Annotated in this window: 17 protein-coding genes; all 17 read right to left on the minus strand. The window is 62.4% G+C overall.

Annotated elements, in window-relative coordinates; all coding sequences use genetic code 11:
- Positions 1 to 40: 40 nt before the first annotated feature.
- The gene (locus AO356_RS29110; protein WP_081015447.1) at positions 41 to 991 is read right to left on the minus strand and encodes a LysR family transcriptional regulator; all 951 of its coding nucleotides are present in this window, start codon (positions 989 to 991) and stop codon (positions 41 to 43) included.
- The gene (locus AO356_RS29115; RefSeq protein WP_060742794.1) at positions 988 to 1719 is read right to left on the minus strand and encodes a FadR/GntR family transcriptional regulator; all 732 of its coding nucleotides are present in this window, start codon (positions 1717 to 1719) and stop codon (positions 988 to 990) included. The genes AO356_RS29110 and AO356_RS29115 overlap by 4 nt, the downstream gene beginning before the upstream one ends.
- A complete protein-coding gene (locus AO356_RS29120; RefSeq protein WP_060742795.1) occupies positions 1716 to 2501 on the minus strand; it encodes a cyclase family protein in 786 nt (261 codons plus the stop codon). Before AO356_RS29120 ends, AO356_RS29115 begins: the two co-directional genes overlap by 4 nt.
- Positions 2488 to 3495, minus strand: a complete 1008-nt coding sequence (locus tag AO356_RS29125) for an NAD-dependent epimerase/dehydratase family protein (protein ID WP_060742796.1) — start codon at positions 3493 to 3495, stop codon at positions 2488 to 2490. Before AO356_RS29125 ends, AO356_RS29120 begins: the two co-directional genes overlap by 14 nt.
- On the minus strand, positions 3486 to 4478 hold the full coding sequence (locus tag AO356_RS29130; protein ID WP_060742797.1) for a fumarylacetoacetate hydrolase family protein: 993 nt from the start codon (positions 4476 to 4478) through the stop codon (positions 3486 to 3488). The genes AO356_RS29125 and AO356_RS29130 overlap by 10 nt, the downstream gene beginning before the upstream one ends.
- Entirely contained in the window at positions 4475 to 5047 is a 573-nt protein-coding gene (locus tag AO356_RS29135; RefSeq protein WP_060742798.1) for a cupin domain-containing protein, read from the minus strand. Before AO356_RS29135 ends, AO356_RS29130 begins: the two co-directional genes overlap by 4 nt.
- Before the next feature lie 63 nt (positions 5048 to 5110).
- Positions 5111 to 6064 carry a PDR/VanB family oxidoreductase gene (locus AO356_RS29140; RefSeq protein ID WP_060742799.1) on the minus strand — a complete coding sequence of 318 codons (954 nt, stop codon included), beginning with the start codon at positions 6062 to 6064 and terminating at the stop codon, positions 5111 to 5113.
- Positions 6064 to 7107, minus strand: coding sequence for an aromatic ring-hydroxylating dioxygenase subunit alpha (locus AO356_RS29145; RefSeq protein WP_060742800.1), 1044 nt, complete (start codon positions 7105 to 7107; stop codon positions 6064 to 6066). Before AO356_RS29145 ends, AO356_RS29140 begins: the two co-directional genes overlap by 1 nt.
- A gap of 31 nt (positions 7108 to 7138) precedes the next feature.
- A complete protein-coding gene (locus AO356_RS29150) occupies positions 7139 to 8182 on the minus strand; it encodes an aromatic ring-hydroxylating dioxygenase subunit alpha (RefSeq protein WP_060742801.1) in 1044 nt (347 codons plus the stop codon).
- A gap of 48 nt (positions 8183 to 8230) precedes the next feature.
- Positions 8231 to 9430: an MFS transporter gene (locus AO356_RS29155; RefSeq protein ID WP_060742802.1), complete on the minus strand. Its 1200-nt coding sequence runs from the start codon at positions 9428 to 9430 to the stop codon at positions 8231 to 8233.
- A 126-nt stretch (positions 9431 to 9556) separates the two neighbouring features.
- Positions 9557 to 12088 (minus strand): efflux RND transporter permease subunit, encoded by a 2532-nt coding sequence (locus tag AO356_RS29160; protein ID WP_060742803.1) that lies wholly within the window; start codon positions 12086 to 12088, stop codon positions 9557 to 9559.
- A 4-nt stretch (positions 12089 to 12092) separates the two neighbouring features.
- On the minus strand, positions 12093 to 13196 hold the full coding sequence (locus AO356_RS29165; protein ID WP_060742804.1) for a WD40/YVTN/BNR-like repeat-containing protein: 1104 nt from the start codon (positions 13194 to 13196) through the stop codon (positions 12093 to 12095).
- Positions 13197 to 13265: 69 nt separating this feature from the next.
- Complete coding sequence (locus tag AO356_RS29170) at positions 13266 to 14630, minus strand: DUF1329 domain-containing protein (RefSeq protein ID WP_060742805.1); 1365 nt, start codon at positions 14628 to 14630, stop codon at positions 13266 to 13268.
- Between the two features lie 12 nt (positions 14631 to 14642).
- A complete protein-coding gene (locus tag AO356_RS29175; RefSeq protein WP_060742806.1) occupies positions 14643 to 16322 on the minus strand; it encodes a DUF1302 domain-containing protein in 1680 nt (559 codons plus the stop codon).
- Between the two features lie 129 nt (positions 16323 to 16451).
- On the minus strand, positions 16452 to 17576 hold the full coding sequence (locus AO356_RS29180) for an FAD-dependent oxidoreductase (RefSeq protein ID WP_060742807.1): 1125 nt from the start codon (positions 17574 to 17576) through the stop codon (positions 16452 to 16454).
- 187 nt (positions 17577 to 17763) lie between these two features.
- The gene (locus AO356_RS29185; protein ID WP_060743237.1) at positions 17764 to 18117 is read right to left on the minus strand and encodes a Rieske (2Fe-2S) protein; all 354 of its coding nucleotides are present in this window, start codon (positions 18115 to 18117) and stop codon (positions 17764 to 17766) included.
- A 15-nt stretch (positions 18118 to 18132) separates the two neighbouring features.
- On the minus strand, positions 18133 to 19071 hold the full coding sequence (locus AO356_RS29190; protein ID WP_060742808.1) for a VOC family protein: 939 nt from the start codon (positions 19069 to 19071) through the stop codon (positions 18133 to 18135).
- Between the last annotated feature and the right edge of the window lie 288 nt (positions 19072 to 19359).

Here is a 19359-nt window from a genome sequence, read left to right on the forward strand (position 1 = left end):
ACCCCACCGAATACTGCTGGGGATCGAAAGCAGCTATCGCTCAAATCGATGGCATGGCCAGACTGCAGATCAGCCGGCGTACTTCACGGGAGGCACGGGTCAAGGGACGACGGGGCGACTCGACCAGCACGACAAAGCGCTCGAGAAGTGGCTCGACGATACGCGATGACATCAGCCGTTGATCCAGCGAGCCCGGTAGTACAGAAGCAATCGCATAACCGCCACCGGCCGCCACGACTTCGTACTGAAGTTGGACGGAGTCGGCTTCGACGGCTACGCACAACGCCACGCCATGCTCGGCGGCCAGATGATCGAGCCTGGCCCTCAGCAAATGCGGTCGCCCGGGCACGACCAATGGCAACCCCGATAGATTTTTCAGCGCAATATCTCGATTGCCGAACAGAGGATCGACGGCGGGCCCCACCAGATGCAGCGGTAGCCTGGCCAGCAAGTGGGCTTGCCCGATGCTGGCCTCGCTCTCGCGCAGCACCAGTGCCATATCCAGGCGACCATCGTGCAGTTGCTCTTCGAGTTGAGCGCTCGCGCCCTCGATCAGGTGCAACCTCACCCCCGGCATCTGGGCGCGCACCGCAGAAAAAAGCGTTCCTGCAAACCGACGCACCGCGGAGGGCAACATGCCTACGACCACCTCGCCCACCGGTTTGCCACGCAGGTTGCGAATGTCATCGGCAAGCCCTTCAGCGTCCGCGAGAAGGCCCGATATACACGGCAACAACTGCTCGCCAAATTCGGTCAGGACCACCCCGCGCCCCGTACGATGAAACAGGCGCTCGCCACATTGCGACTCGAGCACGGCAATATTGCGACTCACCATGGACTGCGGCATATCCAGCAGTACGGCCGCTTTGCTGAGACTGCCAGCCGCCACGACACGTACGAACAAGGTCCAGCGAGGATCGATGATGGTGAGCGCCGTGGCAGGATGCTGCGTGGCCGTGGCTGGCACCTGGGAGTTCTGGGTATTTGTCATATCAGCAGTTCTTGGCGGGCCTGATGCAGATACTCGCGACTGTCGTGAAGGTGCAGGCGCATGGCAGCGCACGCACATTCAGCGTCCTGATTGAAGATCGCCTGGTAAATCTGTTCGTGCTCGCTTTGCATGCGCTGTTCGTAGTGCGCAGGCTCATCGTGAAACAGTCGCGCACAATCCAGTCGGCTGCGCGGGATGATGACCACGCCCAGGTTGAGCAGTGTACTCGCGATGTAGTGGTTGCCTGTCGCCTGGGCAATGCTCAAATGGAACTGAAAATCCAACGCGGCCCGATCATTGACGCTGACCGCAGGCTGCCCGAGCTGATCGAGGAGCGCCCGCAACCCCGCCAACTGATCCGGGCTGCGTCGCAAGGCGGCGAGCCCGGCGGCTTCTACCTCAAGACCGATCCGAAACTCCATGATCGCCAGCGAATCTGTGATGATGCCGAGGGTCGCCGGGTCGATGAAGGCCCCCAGCGACAGGGTGCTACCGCGCACAAACGTCCCGATACCGTGGCGTGTCTCGACCATTCCAGCAGCCTGCAGACGCGACATGGCCTCGCGCACCACGGTTCTGCTGACCCCATGCTCAAGCATGAGGACCGATTCGGTGGGCAACTGTTCACCACCACGCAGTCGTCCCTCAAGAATGAGCCCTGACAGCAGCGCCTCGAGCCCCTGGGACAGGCTGCCGCGTTTTTTCCCACCGGCCGCCGGCACGTTCACACCTCGAAAATCGCGACGGCGCGGACAAAGCCGGCCGAAGCGTGCCTGATTTTGTAGGGGAAGCAGGACACCTGGAAACCATGGGCCGGCAGGCATTCCAGGTTGGCCAGTTTTTCCATCTGGCCGTAGCCGATGTCGCGCCCGGCCTTGTGCCCTTCCCAGATGATCGAGGCGTCGCCCGTGGCGGCGAAGCGTTCGCGTGTGTACTTGAACGGCGCGTCCCAGCTCCAGGCATCGGTGCCGACCACGCGCACGCCGCACTCGAGCATGTACAACGTAGCCTCGCGGCCGATACCAACCCCGGCATCCAGATACCCTGGCTGACCGAACAGCGCACCGGCGCGAGTGTTGACCAGGACAATGTCCAACGGCTGCAGCACGTGGTCGATGCGCGCCAGCTCGGCTTGCACTTCGGCGGCGCTGACCACATGGCCATCCGGCAAATGACGAAAGTCCAGCTTCACGCCGGGTTGCAGGCACCATTCCAACGGCAACTCGTCGATGCCAAACGCCGGCTTGCCACCGTCCGTGGTCGAGGCGTAGTGCCAAGGGGCATCCATATGCGTACCGCTGTGCGTCGTGATCTGCAGGCGCTCAGCCGCCCAGGATTCGTCGCCGGGCAGTTGCGCCTTGGACAGGCCGGGGAACATCGCGGCCATCTCCGGCCAGCCTTGCTGATGGTCCATGTAGTCGATTTTCGGCAGCAACGGCGGTGGGTCGGTGTAGGGGTTGTTGTCCAGGGTAACGGACAGGTCCACCAGGCGGCGTTTAGTTGATTGCATGATCAGTCACTCCAAGCGCCACCCGTCCACGCACACGACGCGCCGGGGCAGCAGCGTTCAAACTGTTTCGTATCAAAGCGGCAGCCGAGCCGTCATGGCGAAAGCCAAGGGCACGGGCCAGAGGGGTTTTCATTGCAGGAAAGTTGCCGAACAACGCTTGCAGCCCGGCATCCGGTGCGAAGCTGATCAGCGCGCGGCGTTCCTGGCCGTAGGCAGCGGCCAGGGCATCGATGACCTGGGCAATGGACAGGTGCAACAACGGCAATTGCCAGACACGTGACTCGCCAAGTTCGGCGGCGGGCAGTTCGGCGGCCCGTAACAGGTTATCCACGCAACACCGTACGGACATCCACCAGGCCTGCGCCTGCGGCGAAACCGGGCAGCAATACGGCTGGCCTTCGGCGAAGGCGTGCAGCAGATCGCTCATGAACGCCGAACGCAGTCCATTGGGTTCACGTGGACGGGCGACAATGCCGGGCAGGCGCACGGCACGACCGTCCACCTCGCCTCGTCGGGCAAGGTCGTTGAGGGCCATTTCCACCATCGCCTTGTGCGCACCGTAGCTCAACTGCGGGCGCGGCACGGCACGCTCATCGATGCGCGCCGGCAGGTCGCCGCCGTACACCGCCACGCTGCTGGCATACACCAGCACCGGCGCACCAGGCTGCTGGCGCAACTGGTCAAGCAGCTCCAGGCTTGCCAGCAGGTTGACCTGATAGCCCAGTGAATAGTGCTGCTCGGCCGCTCCACCGGGGATGCTGACCAAGTGAAAAACCACATCGATGCCATCGGCCAGCGCGCGGCGCAGTAACGCGGCATCGGTCACACTGCCGCAATGCCGACGCAGGCGCTTATCGTCGGCAAACCCTGCCAACTCTTTATCCAGCAGTATCAACGCGCTGATCGACCGGCCTTGCAGTTCATTGGTTTGGAGCAATCGTTTCACCAGCGCCCGGCCGACAAAACCATTGGCCCCGGTAATCATCACGCGCATGGGAGGCCTCCGCGCACGACACACTGGTCTATCGCCCCGAAAACCGACTGCCCTTGCAGGTCGAAGACTTCCATGCGCACGCGGTCACCAAAGCGCATGAAGGGTGTCTGTGGCGCCCCTTGCTCGATCATCTCAACGGCACGACGTTCGGCGATGCAGGCCGCACCAACCGTGGGGTCGGCATTGGAAACCGTGCCAGAACCGATCACGCAGCCGGCCCGGAGTCGCCGGGTCATGGCCGCATGGGCGATCAACTGATGAAAGCCGAAATGCATGGCGCCGCCATGGGCATGACCAAACCACTGGCCATTCCATTCGACCCTCAGCGGCAGGTGCACGCGCCCGTCGCGCCAGGCCTCGCCCAACTCGTCGGGGGTGATCGCCACCGGGGCAAAACTCGACGAGGATTTGGCCTGGATAAAACCGAAGCCGGTCTTCATTTCACGGGGGGCGAGCGCACGCAAGCTGACATCGTTGACTTGCACGATGAGCCGAACATGGTCGACAGCATCTTGCGCCGAGCAGCCCATGGGGACTTCATCGACCAACACCGCGAATTCACCTTCGAAATCGATACCGTGGCTTTCACTGGGTAGCACGATGTCGTCGTGGGCTCCCAGAAAATCATCGCCACAGCCTTGATACATCAGCGGCGTATGTTCAACACCTTCGATCGGGTCCAGTGCGAACGCTTTCTGCATGCGCTCGCCATGACTGAGGAAAGACGAGGCGTCCAGCCACTGCCAGGCACGTGGCAAGGGTGCGGCGGCTTGCTGCGGATCAAAGGGGAAGGCACCGGTCAGCATGCCTTCGTTCAAGGCGTCATACCGCAAGCGCAAGGCCGCTTCGACGCTCGGCCAACGCTCGATGGCATCCTGCAGCGTCGCGGCAATATCGCTGGCCTCCACCGCCCAGGCCAGGTCGCGCGACACCACCAGCAGGCGACCGTCGCGGCTGGGATGCTTGAGAGTACTGAGCTTCATGACGGTTCTCCTTGCAGCTCGGGGGCGAAGCGGCCATCGAGCAGGACGAAGAGCATGCGGGCCATCTGCTCGGTGCGATTGCTCCAGGCGTGGTTGGTGCCTCGCTGCACGACGATGTCACCGCGCTTGAGATGCACTTCCTCGCCATCGAGCACCAACCACACCTCACCCTCCGTGACCACGCCGTAATCGAGCGTTTCGGTGCGGTGCATCAGCTTGTGTCTCGAATCCGCCTGTCCCGTGCCGGCATGGGCCTGGCCAATTTCGGCGAAGGCGGCCAAGGCGTCCTCGGCGCTGATTTGGTTCTGCATGCTGTCGGGCGGAATATCCACCACCCGGATCACACTGCCCAGCGGTGCCGGACTCAACTGGAGCGGCTTACGAGTGGGGTCGTCGCCGTTATCCAGCACGGCCGGGCTGGCGCCACTGTTCCAGATCTCATGGAAGACCGTGCCGGGTACGGACTTGAGCGGGAAGCTATTGGGCGTCGGTCCGCTGAGCGCGACCACCGCCTGGCCCTGGGCGTCGTGCCCGGTGACCACGCGTTTGAAACCAGGAAGTTGTTGCATGTTCGACTCCTCAATCAATTGGCGAAACACGGCAGCGGGTAAAGATGGATGCATGAAAAAACCTTAAAGATCGAGCACCAGCCGGGCGCTCCTGGCACGCGAGCAACACGGCGTGAACTGGTCGTTGCGGGCCCGTTCGGCATCGGTCAAGAACATGTCGCGATGCTCCGGCTCACCTTCCAGCACGCGCGTGATGCAGGTGCCACAGATGCCCTGCTCGCAGGACAAGGGAACATCGATACCCGCCTCCAGCAGCACCTGGGCAACGCTGAGCGCGGCTGGCACGTGGAAACACTGTCCCGTGCTAGCCAGTTGCACCTCGAAGCTGCCCGCCTCACCCGTCGGGACAGCGGCGGCGCTAAAGTACTCACGGTGCAATTGCGCCTCGGCCCAGCCCTGCTCGCGCGCCGTGCCGAGCACGTGCTCCATGAAGCCAGTAGGGCCACAGACGTACAGGTGGTGATCACTCGCCGGCGCGGACAAGACCCGAGCACTGTCCAGACGCTGAGCATCCTCACCATCGTCCACATGAACGTGCACGCAATCGGCAAACGCCGAATGGCGGGTGTGCTCGATAAAGGCCATGCGCTGGGCCGAGCGACCGCAGTAGTGCAACTCGAAAGGCGCACCGATCCGCGCCAGGCGCTCGGCCATGCAGAGGATCGGCGTGATGCCGATACCGCCCGCGAACAGCACGCTGTACTCCGCCCCATGCTCCAACGGGAACAGGTTGCGTGGCTCGCTGATCCGCAGCCGGGTACCTTCGTGCACTTGCTCGTGCATGGCCTGCGAGCCGCCGCGAGACGCCGGGTCGAGCAACACGCCCAGCAGGTAGCGGTGGTGCTCTTGCGGGTGATTGCATAGTGAGTACTGGCGCACCAGGCCATTGGGCAGATGCACGTCGATATGCGAGCCGGCACTGAAAGCAGGCAGCGTGGAATCGTCGGCCGGGACCAGTTCGAAGCTGTAGATGCCTTCGGCTTCGCGATGCTTGCGGGTCACAACGACATCGATCATCACTGGGCACCCACTGAATGTTCAGCGGCAATCAGCCGATCGAGCACGCGCCGCGCGCGAATGGCTCCGGCATCTCCGATCAGCAAGACCGGTTTAAGGTCCCAGAAGCCCGCATCTCCCATCATCCGCTGCTGAGCCTCCAGCATTGGCAAATCTTCATCGGCAAAAGGCTGGCTGATCGCGGCCACCTGCTCATCAGCGAGTCTCTCGGCGAACTCGCCCATCGCCTTGGGAAAACAGACTGAGAACCAGTAGTGCGTCGTGGTTTCGGTCTCTGGGGTGAACAGATGGGGGATCGGCGTGGAAACGCCCTGCTCCCTGGGGAGCCCTGTCGCCACTGCACCGGAGAACAGCAACATATTCGCAGGGGCATCCCAACGCACGTCGATCCAACGATCCACCGGGATGCCTTGGGGGATGTTCCAGGCCTTGTAGAGAAACTCAGGCATGATTTCCGCAACAGTTTGGCGATTGGACCAGACGGTGTCGCCGTCCTCCCGGACGTTCGTCAGCGCGCTCTTGACACCATCGCCACCCAACGTAGCCGGGTGCAGAAACTCGATATGACTCAGGTCCATGATGTTGTCGGTTTCCAGCACGTAGTTGGCCTTGGCGTGCAGGTAGCGTTTGCCGACATACCAATTGTCATTGTCCATGCAACTGAAATCCGGGATCAGCGCCGCATCGGCCTGGGGCGTATCGCCCATCCAGATCCACAACAAGCTATGCCGTTCAACCAGGGGATAGGCCTTGACCTTGGCGGCCCGGGGAATAGCACCATCGCCGTGGGGGTTGTGCACGCAGGTGCCATGGCCATCAAACGTCAGGCCGTGGTACGGACACTGCACCGCATCGCCCTTGAGCACGCCCATGCCCAAGGGCGCAAAACGGTGTGGGCACCGATCGGCAATGGCTTGAGCGGTGCCTTGGGTATCACGGAAAAACACCACGGGCTCATTGAGCAGGGTTCGTTGGAACAGCGCCCCGGCCTTGACCTCGACGCCCCAGGCGGCCGCATACCAGACGTTGCGTAGAAAACTCATCGCAATTCCTCTTTTCAAAACGACAGGTGGGTCACAGGCTGGCTTGTGTCCTTGCCCGCTCGGCTTCAATCAACCGACGCAGAACACGTCGGCAACGTACGGCGCCGGCATCGACTGGCAGCAACACTGGGTTAAGGCCGAGCAGATCAACTTCGCCAATCTGGCGCTGTTGAGCCTCGACCATGGGTTTGTCTTCACCGGCGAAAATACCGATCAACATGTCCTGGACGAAGGCATTCAACTGAGCATTGTCCTGCTCGAAACTGCGTGTATTGGCAAAGAAGTAATGGGTGTTCGTCGCGTCCTGCGGTGTCATCAGGTGCAGGTTCCATGTCACGGGACCCTCTTCCCTGGGGCACCCTGGAGGCGTGGCGCCACTGCCCAGCAGCATCAGGCCGGGTGCGTGCCAGATGACTTCGGCCCAGACGTCTGCCCGGGTCGGGTCTTCAAGGTGAGCGCCGAAAGCCGGCGGGGGAACGTCATCGGGCGCCCACCAACTGATGCGCACGCGATCGTTGGGCAACTCCTCGATGGTGGCGCGCGTGCGTGACAACGCCCCGCCACCAAGCGTATCGGGGTGCAGGAAATCAACGTGGCTCAGGTCCATGATGTTGTCGGACAGCAACTCGTAGTGCGCACGGGTTGGTAAATACCCATGCCCCTTGGCGTGGGTTGGAGCCTGTTCGAGGAAGGAAAAATCAGGGATCAGCCCATCGTTGGCCTGGCTCGAATCGCCTGGCCAGACCCAGATCGCCCCATGGCGCTCGACGACCGCGAACGCGCGAACACAGGCAGCCTTGGGGACGGTGCCATCGCCATGGGGGTTGTGCGTGCATTGGCCACTGCCATCGAAACGCAAGCCGTGGTACGGGCACTGCACGCTGTCGCCGACAATCTTGCCCATGTGCAGCGGGGCAAAACGGTGCGGACAACGATCGGCGAGTGCCTGGATCACACCCTGGCTATCGCGAAAGAACACGATGGGTTGTTCGACGATGGTTCTGCCAAGCATCCCACCTTGCGCCAGCTCGTCTGCCCATCCAGCGATATACCAGGTGTCGAGCAAATAACTCATGATGTTCTCCTCATTGTTCTTATTTTGATGAAACGACGAATGGGCAGGTCAGCGCTCAGGGTCTGCGGCAACCGCTGTGGGAAAAGCAGACCCGCTGCCCCGCAAACGAATGCAGGCCAAGGCCACCAACAGTTGAACGCCCGCGACGATTCCCAGGGCGGCCGGCAAAGCGCTGATCACCCCACCCGTGATCGCCAGCACCACCAGCGGGCTGGCGAACTCACCGGCGAAGAACATCGCCGTGAAGCCGCCGGCGGCGCGGCCACGCTGCTGGAAATCGACCTGGGCCATGATCCAGGTGAGCAGGGTCGGCATCATCAGGCCGATGCCCAGGCCGTTGATCAGGACGGCGATCACCACCAGCCCATGACTGCCGGCCACCGCCAGCAGCCCGCCACCGATACCGGCCGCGACAAAGGCCAGGAGCATCTGCCGGTGCGCCGGGACACCACGGAACAATCGGAAACCCAGAGCGCCGACCAGTACGCCGAACTGACTGGCGCCCATGGTCATGCCGATCTGCTGCGACCCTTCGACATGCAGCAGGTTGAGCAGATAGCCCACTTGTACCGGCACGATGAACAAGCTCAAGCCGGCCAGGAATGCCAGGGCATACAACGGTGCCAGGGGACGCCAGGGGAATGCCCGGCTCATCGTCGTCGCAGTGACAACCTGCCCACGCGGCTCCCACAGCAACCAAGCCATCAGCGGCAGGAACAGCAGCCCCAACCCATACAGGGCAAACGGGGTGCGCCAGCCGTGCTCGCCGAGCACGCCACCGACGGCAATGAAAATCGCCGCCGACAACGAGGTCGCAACCATCTGCAGGGCGAACATGCGTTCACGCCGTGCACCGCTGTAGTAGTCACCCATCATCGTGGTGCAGCAGGTCATGATCGCCGCCTCGGCCACACCGATGCCGGCGCGGCTGATCACGATGACCTGCAGCGACTCCAGCCAGAGCGGCAGCACGCCACAGACGGTGTAGAGCACCATCGCACCGATCAGCAACGGTTTGCGCCCCAGTCGGTCGGCGATGATCCCGGCCACGGGGGCCAACAACGCAATCATCAACGCCGGTAGCGTCAGGGCAATGGGCACCAGCACCGCCACACCCGGCGTGTCGGCGAAGTGCTCCTGCATACGCGGCAGGATGGGCGCCAGCAGCACCGCGCCAAGTACCGGCAGACAACTGCCGAGCAAGAGCAACAAGGATTGCGGCAGCCGCGCCTGACGTTCAACGTTCATCACGCACCTCCGCTGGTTGGGTCGCGCAGAACGCCATGCCGAAGGCGCTCAGGCCGGCGATAAGGTCAAGCCATAGAGACTGCTGGAACAGATACACACGAGGCATGGGAAAGTCCTTTCTTGTTGTTATGACGCGACGGAATTAGCAGCCGCCGTGGTCGTTTGATCGTGTCCCGACGGCAGGCGCAGTGAGTGCTTCGCGCAGGCCCCCTCCTCGGCTGCGGCAGGCATCAGCGGCAGGCTCGTCGAATGGTTGGGCTTAGCCTCGGCTTGCCCCGTGCTCACCCGTTTGCTCGGCAACAGGAAGTGAGCCAGGGCCGGCAACAGAACCAGCGCGCCGACCATGTTCCAGACGAACATGAAAGCCAGCAGCACGCCCATGTCGGCCTGGAACTTGATCGGCGAAAACATCCAGGTGGCCACGCCGATCGCCAGGGTCACACCGGTCAGCATCACCACCTTGCCGGTGGACAGCAGTGCCCGGTAATACGCCTGCGACAGGCTTGTGCCCTGTCGCATATGACCGAGCAGGATGCTCATCACGTACAACGCGTAGTCGACGCCGATGCCCACGCCGAGGGCGATCACCGGCAGGGTCGCGACCTTGACGCCGATGTTCAGCCAGACCATCAGCGCCTCACAGAGGATCGACGTGAGCATCAGCGGGATCACCGCACAAATCGTGGCGCGCCAGGAGCGGAAGGTGATCAGGCACAGCAGGATCACCGCGCCGTAGACCCAGAACAGCATTTCGCGGTTGGCCTGCTTGACGACAATGTTGGTCGCTGCCTCGATCCCGGCATTGCCAGCGGCCAGGAGGAACTGGACATCGTCGGTATTGTTCGCCGCGGCGAATTGCTCGACGTGATCGACCAGGCGGCTCAGGGTTTGCGCCTTGTGGTCGGAGAGGTAGACGTACAGCGTCAGCAGGCTGCAGTCTTCGTTGTACAGGCCGCGCGGCGCGCCGGCGGTGACCATGTTGAGCATCGCCTGGTTGTTCTGCAGCTCATACCACTTCGGGCTGCCTTCGCTGAGGCCCACCAGCATGCGGCGGTTGAGCAACGCCAGGGAGTTGGTCGAATCGACACCCGGCAAGGTGCGCAACTGCCAGTCGAGGGCATCGACCTTGTTCAGGATGTCATAGCGCGAACAGGCGCTGGCGGGGGTCTTGATCATGACCGCGAACAGATCGCTGCTGGCGCCGTAATGCCGGGTGAGGAATGCATCATCCTGGTTGTAGCGCGAGTCGGCCCGCAGCTCGGGCGCGCCCGCATCCAGATCCCCGACTTTCAATTGCAGGCTGACCACGAAGCCGAGCGTCGCCAGCGCCAAGCTCAGGGCGATGCACAACGCCGCCCAGCGGCGCTGAGTGAACAGATCCAGGAAACGCCAGAACCCATGGCGATGCTGGCCCGCTTGTTCGGCATGCTCGCTTTTCAGGCTCAGTCGCGCCGCGCGGCCGCTGACCCCAACGTAGGAAAGCAATATGGGTAGCAAGATCAAGTTGGTGAAGATCAGCACAGCCACGCCGATACTGGCGATCATCGCCAGGTCCTGGATCACCTGAATCTTGATGATCATCAGCACCGCGAAGCCGACCGCATCGCACAGCAGCGCGGTGAGACCGGCAAGGAACAGGCGACGGAAAGTGAAGCGCGCGGCGACCACCCGGTGCATGCCGCGCCCGATGTCCTGCATGATGCCGTTCATCTTCTGTGCGCCATGGCTCATGCCAATGGCAAACACCAGGAACGGCACCAACACCGAATAGGGGTCCAGTTGATAATTCAGTAGCGGCAGCAGGCCGAGCTGCCAGACCACCGCCACCAATGAGCAGAACACCACCAGCAAGGTGCTGCGTATGCAGCGGGTGTACCAATACAGCACAACCGTGGTGATCAGGATCGCCACGGCGAAGAAGATCAGGATCTGCTGCAGGCCGGCGATCAGGTCACCGACTTTCTTGGCGAAACCGGTGATGCGAATGTCGATGCCGTCGCTCTGGTATTGGCTGCGCAACGACTCCAGTTGTTGCGACAGCTGGGTGTAGTCCAATGGCCGGCCATCGGGGGTCCGCTGCAACAGCGGTACCTGGATGATGCTCGAGGTCTGGTCGAGCGCCACCAATTGGCCGATTTCGTTGGACAGCTGCACATTGCGCCGCAATGCTGCAAGGCTCGCGGCGCCGCCATCGTAGTTATCCGGAATGACCGGCCCACCCTCCAGGCCCGCCTCGGTCACCGCCACCCAGCGCGTGGCCGGTGTCCAGAGCGATTTCATGTATGCACGGTCGACACCGGGCAGCAGGTAGATCTTGTCGCTCAACGCCTGCAGGGTCTTGAGGTAGGTGCTGTCGTAGATATCGCCCCGCTTGTTGACCACCGCGATGCGCACTGCATTACCCAGCCCGCTCAGTTCCTTTTGGTGCTCAAGGTAGTTGGCGATATAGGGCTGATGGGTGGGGATCATTTTTTCGAAACTGGCATTGAGCTCGACACGACTGGATTGCCAACCCAGCACCAGCGTGGTCGCCAGGCACAGCAGCAACACCCACAAGCGATGGTTGAACAGGGCTCGCTCGAGCACCGAACCGGAACGCGGATCGAAGTCTTCGAACGCATTCGCAGGGGACTGGGAAAAATTACCAGGGGACGTCATAACCTCACTCCGAAGCGGCAGTGGCTGGCTGCGCAAGACGCTGCAGCCCGGTGAAACCGGCAACGATCAGGCTGCCATCGGCGGCCTCGATCACACTTGAAACAGGCTTGCCCAAGGGGTTGCCCAGTGGCAGAAGCGCCGCCCCGGTCTGCTCGCTGTTGCGAAACAACGTGCCGCCCTGATTGACCAGCAGCAGTTGGCCGTCGGCCAGGCGGGTGGCGTCGTTGAAAGAGATGGGTACGGGTACCGACAGACGCTGGAAACTGGCACCAGCGTCGTGGGAGATAAAGGCATTGCCCTTGAGACCTGCGACCACCAGCGCGCCATCCGCGCGATTCTGCAAGGTGAAGAAACTGCCTTCGTAGGGGCTGTCCAACTGGCTGAACGACGCCGCGTCGTCGTCCGAGCGCGCCAGGTAACCCTGTTCGCCAGCCAGGAACCAACGTGTGCCCTGACGACTGATGGCGTACAAGTGCAAGCCGTTCGGGTTGGCGACATGCCCCATCAGCGACTGCCAGGTGGCGCCACCATCGGTGGTCAGCAGCGCCAAACCGTAGGCACCGACGATCAACCCGCGGCGCGCATCGACGAATTCCAGCGCCAGGAACGGTTTGTCTGGACCATCGGCGACAAGACGCTCGGCATTTTGTACCCGTACCTGGGCGGCATCCAGGTCGGCAGCCGTGGCCTGGTCCGCCCTGGCGGCGTCCAGCTCCAGCTGTGCCACGCGCGCACCGTCGAGCTGCAGCGTCCAGTGTTCACCACCATCCAGCGTCGCCAGCACCACACCCGCGTGGCCGACAGCCCACCCCTTTTGCGCATCCACGAAGCGCACCGCCGTCAGGCTGACCGAAACCGGTACCGAAGCCTGATGCCAGCTTTGCCCATTGTCGTCGGAGAACAGCACCAGGCCGCGCTCGCCCACGGCCACCAGACGCGTGCCGGCACGCGCCAGGTCGATCAATACGCCATTCTGCGCAGCCGGTACCCGCATGGCCGGGGTATCGAGCGGCACGCCCACCGCAACCGGCCCGGCCAGGCACACGCTCGCGGCGAAGGGCAAATACAGGGCCAAGAGCAAAGCGCCCGCCTGACTGATTCTGTTCATAACCTACCTCGGACAAACACTCGTACCCCAAGGACACGCCGACAGGCATGTCCTTGACTCTCAGCTCAGTTAACGCACGCCGCGCCCCGCCATCGCCGCCGGCGAGAACTCCGAAGCCTTGTAGCGATCAACCGCGTGATACTGTTCCGGCAAGCCGGCGTAGAGGTTCTGGATAAACCACGCGCCGGAGGTCAGGTCATAAAAACCGGCAGACAGTTGCACCAGGCCTGGCAGGTCGGGCAATACGGAAGGCAGCGACCAGAGGGTCTTGGCCAGTTGACCGCTGGCATCCCAACGGTCACCGAGCAGGGCCTGCCAAGTGTCCTCGTCGAGGTAGTAACGGCCCTTGGGCAACTGGTGACGCTTGCCGGCGGCCAGCGTCGACTCGACCACCCAGACGCGGTGTAGCTCCCAGCGCACGTAATCCGGGTTCAGATGATGCTTGCCTAGCAGGTCCTGCGGCTGTGCAGCGTTCTGCGCCTTGTTGGTGTTGTAGGGGACGTACATCTCCTGCTTGCCCACCAGTTTCCAGTCGAACCGATCCGTGCGACCGCCCCATACGCTCAGCTCGTCGAAGGACATGACCCCGGCGGTGGACGGCGTCGGTGTATCGCAGCAGGCGTTGGGCAGCGTGCGCACCCGACGCTGGCCGCTCAGATAGACATGGGCCTGGGATTTGTCGCCATTGATGTTCTCGCGCCCCAGGATCTGCTCGCCGGCACGAATCGCCGGGCCAAGATTGACAAAGTGCACCAGCCAGTAGTCACCCGAGTAGTTTTCAGGACCGCCCTCCTCGAAGTAGTAGGGCATTTCCTGAGTCAACAGGCCGTCGCTCGTCATCACCTGGTTGCCGTCGGCCGTCATCAGATAGTGGCGAAAATGCGCCGCGACCGAGGTACCGCGCCAGTTCAGCAGGTGGTTCCAGATGGCTTCGGTACCGTTCTGGGGAATCGGAAACGGGATCCCGCCATAGGCACCGTCGGGGATCAGGCCGGCGCTGCTATTGACCAGTTTGGCGCGGGTCGCATTCTTGAGCGTGTTGTCATAGACCCACTGCGGCGCGGCCGCCGTGCGCCGGGTCGGATAGACGTCGATGCGATAGGTCTCCGGGAAGCGCTTGAACAGCTCCTTGGTGCCGTCACTGAGCTTGTCGGCGTACTTGGCCAGGTTCTGGCTGGTGATGCTGTACAAGGGTTTGTCCGCGGCAAACGGATCACCCCGCTTACCACCCGGGACGTAGCTCGGATCGACCTTGGTGTAGCCACCGTCCCAGGCCGGGATGCTGCCATCGGCATTGCCGGCTTTCTCGGCACCGAAGGGTGTCAGGGTCTTGCCCAGCGCGGCCGCTTGTTCAGCGCTGGCGGCCAAGGTCATCGGCGCGGCGGCGGCCAGCAGGGTTAAGCACAAGGCCTTTAGAGTGAACTGAATGGTCATGCGCAAATCCTCTTAGAACGTGGTCTTGACGGAGAAAGCCAGGTAATCCCGGTCCTTCAGCGACTGCTTGTAATTGAACTGGTTGGCGGCGTTGAGGCTGGTGTCCTCGGGACCGTAGAAGTGGGTGTAGGTCAGCCCCACGGTCACTTGGTCCAGGTAGGTGGCGGAGACGCCGATGTTCATGTCCCCTCCTCTGTCGGGGCCGAACCCGCTGATCACAGCCGACTTGCCCATGGGGAAATAGCTGATGCCCAGCGGCACGCTGATGTCCACGCCCGGGAAGAACTGGCGATAGGTGGGTGTGTACACCAACTTCAAGCCCAGGCCGTCATCGGTGGCGTTAGGGTCCAGGGCGGCGCGGTTCCTGGTCACGGCGAGCAGGCGGTTCCAGGCGATTTCCCCTAACAGGCTGGCTTCATTGGCGACGAAGGAAGGGCCCAGCGATGCCAGGACGTTGAGGTTGACGTGGGCCGTACGGCCGACGGCATAGAGGGCGTCATCGTTGTTGTCCGCCTCGACGCCCGGCAGGACGGTCTGGGCGTTGGACACCAGCGGCATGTTCCAGCGCATCGATGCCTCGCCGGCAAAGCTGTACTCGTCCACGGAGGTCGCGAAACTGGCGCCCAGGACACGGATATCTTCCGGGTAGACCCAGGAATATTCGCCGACTTGCCCGGTACTGAAGTTCGGCCCGGTGGCATTCGGTTTCAAATACAACGTCGGCGTTTTCTCGTGATATTGCAGCGCGTAGAGGCCGTAATCCATCGTCCCGGTGTTGTACTTGAGCTGCAGGCCGCCCTGGCCGGAACTCCTGGCTTTCTTGTCCTTGCCATGGAAAAACGCGGCCGGGCTGTTGGCATTACCGCCAAGAAAATCCGGAAACGGCCCGCCAGTGATCAGCCGTTCATTGCCGTCGCCGATGGTATCGCTGGTGGAGAAGTAGCTGCCGGCGCCCGGCAAGCGAGTGGCTTCCCACTCCAACTGGTAGAAGGCCCCCAATGACACGTCATCGGTCAGTTGGTAGGCGGTCGAGAGCTGGTTGACCGGCCGGGTGATTTCCTTGAATTGGGTGTTGGGCACCGATTGCGCCTTGACCACGTCCACCGGCGCCATGGCCCCGGCAATGCCGTTGCCGCCGAAGAACAGGCTCTCGCCCCAGATCAGGCCATGGCGCCCCGCGCGAACCGACAAGGTACGGTCGGCCAGCTCACCGTTCCAGTAGACAAAGGCATCCAGCAGTTCACCGTCACCGCCGTGCAACTGGCGGGTGTCGCTGGTGAATTCGTCGAAGCCCACCGAGCGCTGGTTGGCACTGGCCGCATCGTTGTTGTCGTTACGGTCCTGGTAGACGGTGTCGTACCAGGCCGCACCGCTGAGACGGGCCCCGAAGTTGTGAAAACCGATATCCAGTTCGGAAAGAATATCCAGGCGATTGGAGATCAGCCCCTTGCCGAAGTTGTGATCGCCGTCATTCTGGTTCAGCGCCGTCTGGCCCTCGCTGAGTTTGCTGCTGGGGTCCTTCAGGCGCCAGGCGGCGCTGTACTTCAGCGTGTTGTCCCAGCGCAAGCTGAGATCGGGATTGCCGGTATCGATCTGAAAAGCCTGGGCAGCCGAGGCGCCAAGCCCCAGGCTGGCCGCAAGGGTCAGGGTGAAGGGGACGCGCCGTGACGCAGCGATCTTGCGAGTAGCCATCGAAGTAACCCTCTTTATTGTTGTTGTATGTCAGCTCTTCTGGTGAAACAGCGCCCGCAGTCCAACCGGGCCAAGCCTGTACAGGCATGAAGCATCCATGGGAGAGCGAATTCAGTTTTTGCCGGTGCCTCAGATGGGCGCCGCCGTGACGTCGAGCATCCGCCTGACCAGACCGATCCGGTCGAAGCTGCTGTCGTGGGCCATTTCCTTGTCACCGGCCAGCACCGAGCTGTCGCTGATGAATTTGCAGCGCTCATAACGGCGCGCCATAAAGCGTTCGAGCTGCTGTGCGACGCTGCCGCCGGCGACCAACTCTTCGCCAAGCACGACGGCATCCTCAATGGCCATGCCGGCGCCCTGGCCCAAGTGCGGCGTCGTGGCGTGCACCGCATCGCCAATCAACACGACACGGCCGCGGAACCAGGGCTCGCTGACGAACACCACCTCCAGCGGCTTGTAGACGACTCGGTCGCTGTCGATTATTTGCTCGCGCAGTTCGCCGACCAGCCCGGTGAAACCACTCAGGCGCTGGCGCATCTGGGTCGCCAGCGTGGCGGCCTCCATCCTGGGGTTGGCAGGCTCATGGGAGGTCACGAACAGGTACATCTGGTCGCGGCCCAGCGGTACCAGCCCGGCATTGCCGGCGGCTCCCTGGAAGGTGGCCAGATGATCGATTCCGGCGGCGCGTGGAAAGTTGTAGCGCCACACCGCCTGGCCGGTGAAACGCGGCGAGTACTGCTCGCCGAACAGCAAGCCGCGCATCTGGGAGTACAGCCCGTCGGCGCCTACGACCAGGTCGTAGCGACCACGACGGGTATCGGTGAATAGCACATCAACGCCCTCGCCCACCTGCTCCAGCGATTCGACGCTCAGGCCCAGACGAACCGAGACGCCAAGGGCAGCCACGGTTTCGCTGAGGACTTGATGCAGGGCCAGGCGCGAGATGCCGACGTTGGCTGGATACTCGGGGCCCGCCAGGCGCTGGCCGGGGATTCGCGCCAGCTGTTCACCGGCGGTGGTATTGATGGTCACATCCTCGAACGCGTAGGCGGCATCCAGGTAGCCGTCCAGCACACCCAACTTGGCCATCTCACGGACGACATTACTCTGCTGGATGATGCCAACGCCGTAGACTGTCCACTGCGTCTTGAGCTCGACAAGATCGACTTCGATGCCCTGGCGACGCAGAGCGATTGCGGCGCATAGACCACCGATACCACCACCGACGATAAGCACTTTTTTCACTGCGTTCATGCTCGTCTCACTCTTATTCTTGTTATTCACGCAAGCGCTCCGCCGGAGCGATCCCAGGCTGCACTGCCGGCTGTTTCTGCACGCATTCGCTACCGCGTTGTGTTCACTTTCTCGGCAAAGCAGGCGTTTGACTAATCGCATGTAGGGATACGATGTATCAGCTACCGCGATACGTTAGCTAAGGTGCTCACGCCTCCAATTGACCGGCTTCGAGCACCAGCCAATCGGCCTCTGCATGCCATTGCAGCGCACTCAGGCTTTCCCCCAGACACGGCCCGTAGACACACAGGCCACTGTCCGGAAGGAAGCGGGCACCATGGGCGTAACAGACGATCTGGCGGCCATCGACGCTGAGAAAACGATCCTTGCGATACTCCAGCCGCACCTCCAGGTGCGGGCAGCTATTGCGATAAACCCGCACCTCGCCGCCATGGCGCAGGGCGAACACACTGTCCTTCCCCGTGCCCAGGGGATCGAACCCGCGTGCGTGCCCTTCGACCAACTCATCCAGGCGACAGAGAACATGAGTGTCGTGACTCATGGACGACATCCGCACTCAGGCCTGCTTGGGCGGCGGGCCGCTCGGGAACCATTTTTCCCGGGAGGTGAACAGGAACAACTGCGAGTTGTCCGCCGACAACGGCGCCTGGCGCGCTTGCCAGGCGTCATCGTGCTTGTCCATGTCTGCGTCGTATTCGATGTGGCAGCCCAACGGACTGTTGAAGTACCAGAACCAGTTGGAGCCAAAGAGGTGCCGCCCCGGCCCCCAGAAGCTGGTCCAGCCTTGTTGCTCGAAGCGACGCCCGGCCAACAGCACCTCCGTGCCGCTGCCCATGTGAAAGGTGAAGTGCTCGCAACCCTTCATGTGCGGTGGCGTCTGGATCATGAACAGGCAGTGATGATCATCGGAACCGGCCGGGCGCATGAACGGACCGGCACCGACAAAGGTGTCGGTGGTCACGAAGCCCAGGCGCTTGTAAAAAGCTTCGGCCTTGGCCGCATCCGGCACGAAGTACACCACGTGGGACAGCGTCCGCGGCAAGGCCTGCATATCAGGGTTGATACCCGGCTGGTTGACCGGTCGCTGGGGGGCATGGCCGGGGGCATTGGTCAGGTCGGCTGGTGCGCTGTAGGGACGCCGCACACTGATCTGGAACCCAATGGCAAACCCCATATCGTCCACGCTGTGCACGGAGCCATCGGCACCGCGGGTCACCAGGCGATCGTGCCCCAACTCATCGGCGATGGCCTCGAGATCAGCCACGCTTGCCACGCCATAAACGGTTTCACGAATCGAGGGGGCAGGCCCGATGGCTGCCGGCAGACGGGCGTCGTCAGCACGACGGATGATCACCGCCGTACCGTCGAGCGCTTCAAAACGTCCGCCCTCGCTGTCGACATCGACAGGATGCAGGCCATAGTCACGCAGGCAATGGGTACAGGCTTGAATGTCGTCGACGCCAAAAATCAAGGCATCAAGGCCAATGATGTTCATTGAGTTACCACTCCATTGTAATTATTCAGCGCAGGCCGGCACCCCGCTTACGGGAGCCGTGCCAGGCGCAGCGCTGCCGAGGCTGGTCTTGGAGTCGATCAAGCGTCACGCCAACCGACTGTGGGCCGATACTGAAGGGGTACAAACCCACTGACTAATCGCTTGTCAGGATGCGACCTATCGGCAAATGCGATACCTGGCTGCACAGCGCAAAGGGTCTGGAAAATCGAACAGGCATCGTTCGATTCACCCACGCTCGGGACTTGACGCCGCGATAGGAAGGCCGGA

This window comes from Pseudomonas fluorescens, assembly GCF_001307275.1.
Taxonomy (GTDB): Bacteria; Pseudomonadota; Gammaproteobacteria; order Pseudomonadales; family Pseudomonadaceae; genus Aquipseudomonas; species Aquipseudomonas fluorescens_AA.

Coding starts and splice junctions, on each gene's coding strand:
- AO356_RS29110 (WP_081015447.1), bottom strand. CDS start 991: ATGACAAATACCCAGAACTCCCAGGTGCCAGCCACGGCCACGCAGCAT.
- AO356_RS29120 (WP_060742795.1), bottom strand. CDS start 2,501: ATGCAATCAACTAAACGCCGCCTGGTGGACCTGTCCGTTACCCTGGAC.
- AO356_RS29125 (WP_060742796.1), bottom strand. CDS start 3,495: ATGCGCGTGATGATTACCGGGGCCAATGGTTTTGTCGGCCGGGCGCTG.
- AO356_RS29130 (WP_060742797.1), bottom strand. CDS start 4,478: ATGAAGCTCAGTACTCTCAAGCATCCCAGCCGCGACGGTCGCCTGCTG.
- AO356_RS29135 (WP_060742798.1), bottom strand. CDS start 5,047: ATGCAACAACTTCCTGGTTTCAAACGCGTGGTCACCGGGCACGACGCC.
- AO356_RS29140 (WP_060742799.1), bottom strand. CDS start 6,064: ATGATCGATGTCGTTGTGACCCGCAAGCATCGCGAAGCCGAAGGCATC.
- AO356_RS29145 (WP_060742800.1), bottom strand. CDS start 7,107: ATGAGTTTTCTACGCAACGTCTGGTATGCGGCCGCCTGGGGCGTCGAG.
- AO356_RS29150 (WP_060742801.1), bottom strand. CDS start 8,182: ATGAGTTATTTGCTCGACACCTGGTATATCGCTGGATGGGCAGACGAG.
- AO356_RS29155 (WP_060742802.1), bottom strand. CDS start 9,430: ATGAACGTTGAACGTCAGGCGCGGCTGCCGCAATCCTTGTTGCTCTTG.
- AO356_RS29160 (WP_060742803.1), bottom strand. CDS start 12,088: ATGACGTCCCCTGGTAATTTTTCCCAGTCCCCTGCGAATGCGTTCGAA.
- AO356_RS29165 (WP_060742804.1), bottom strand. CDS start 13,196: ATGAACAGAATCAGTCAGGCGGGCGCTTTGCTCTTGGCCCTGTATTTG.
- AO356_RS29170 (WP_060742805.1), bottom strand. CDS start 14,630: ATGACCATTCAGTTCACTCTAAAGGCCTTGTGCTTAACCCTGCTGGCC.
- AO356_RS29175 (WP_060742806.1), bottom strand. CDS start 16,322: ATGGCTACTCGCAAGATCGCTGCGTCACGGCGCGTCCCCTTCACCCTG.
- AO356_RS29180 (WP_060742807.1), bottom strand. CDS start 17,576: ATGAACGCAGTGAAAAAAGTGCTTATCGTCGGTGGTGGTATCGGTGGT.
- AO356_RS29185 (WP_060743237.1), bottom strand. CDS start 18,117: ATGAGTCACGACACTCATGTTCTCTGTCGCCTGGATGAGTTGGTCGAA.
- AO356_RS29190 (WP_060742808.1), bottom strand. CDS start 19,071: ATGAACATCATTGGCCTTGATGCCTTGATTTTTGGCGTCGACGACATT.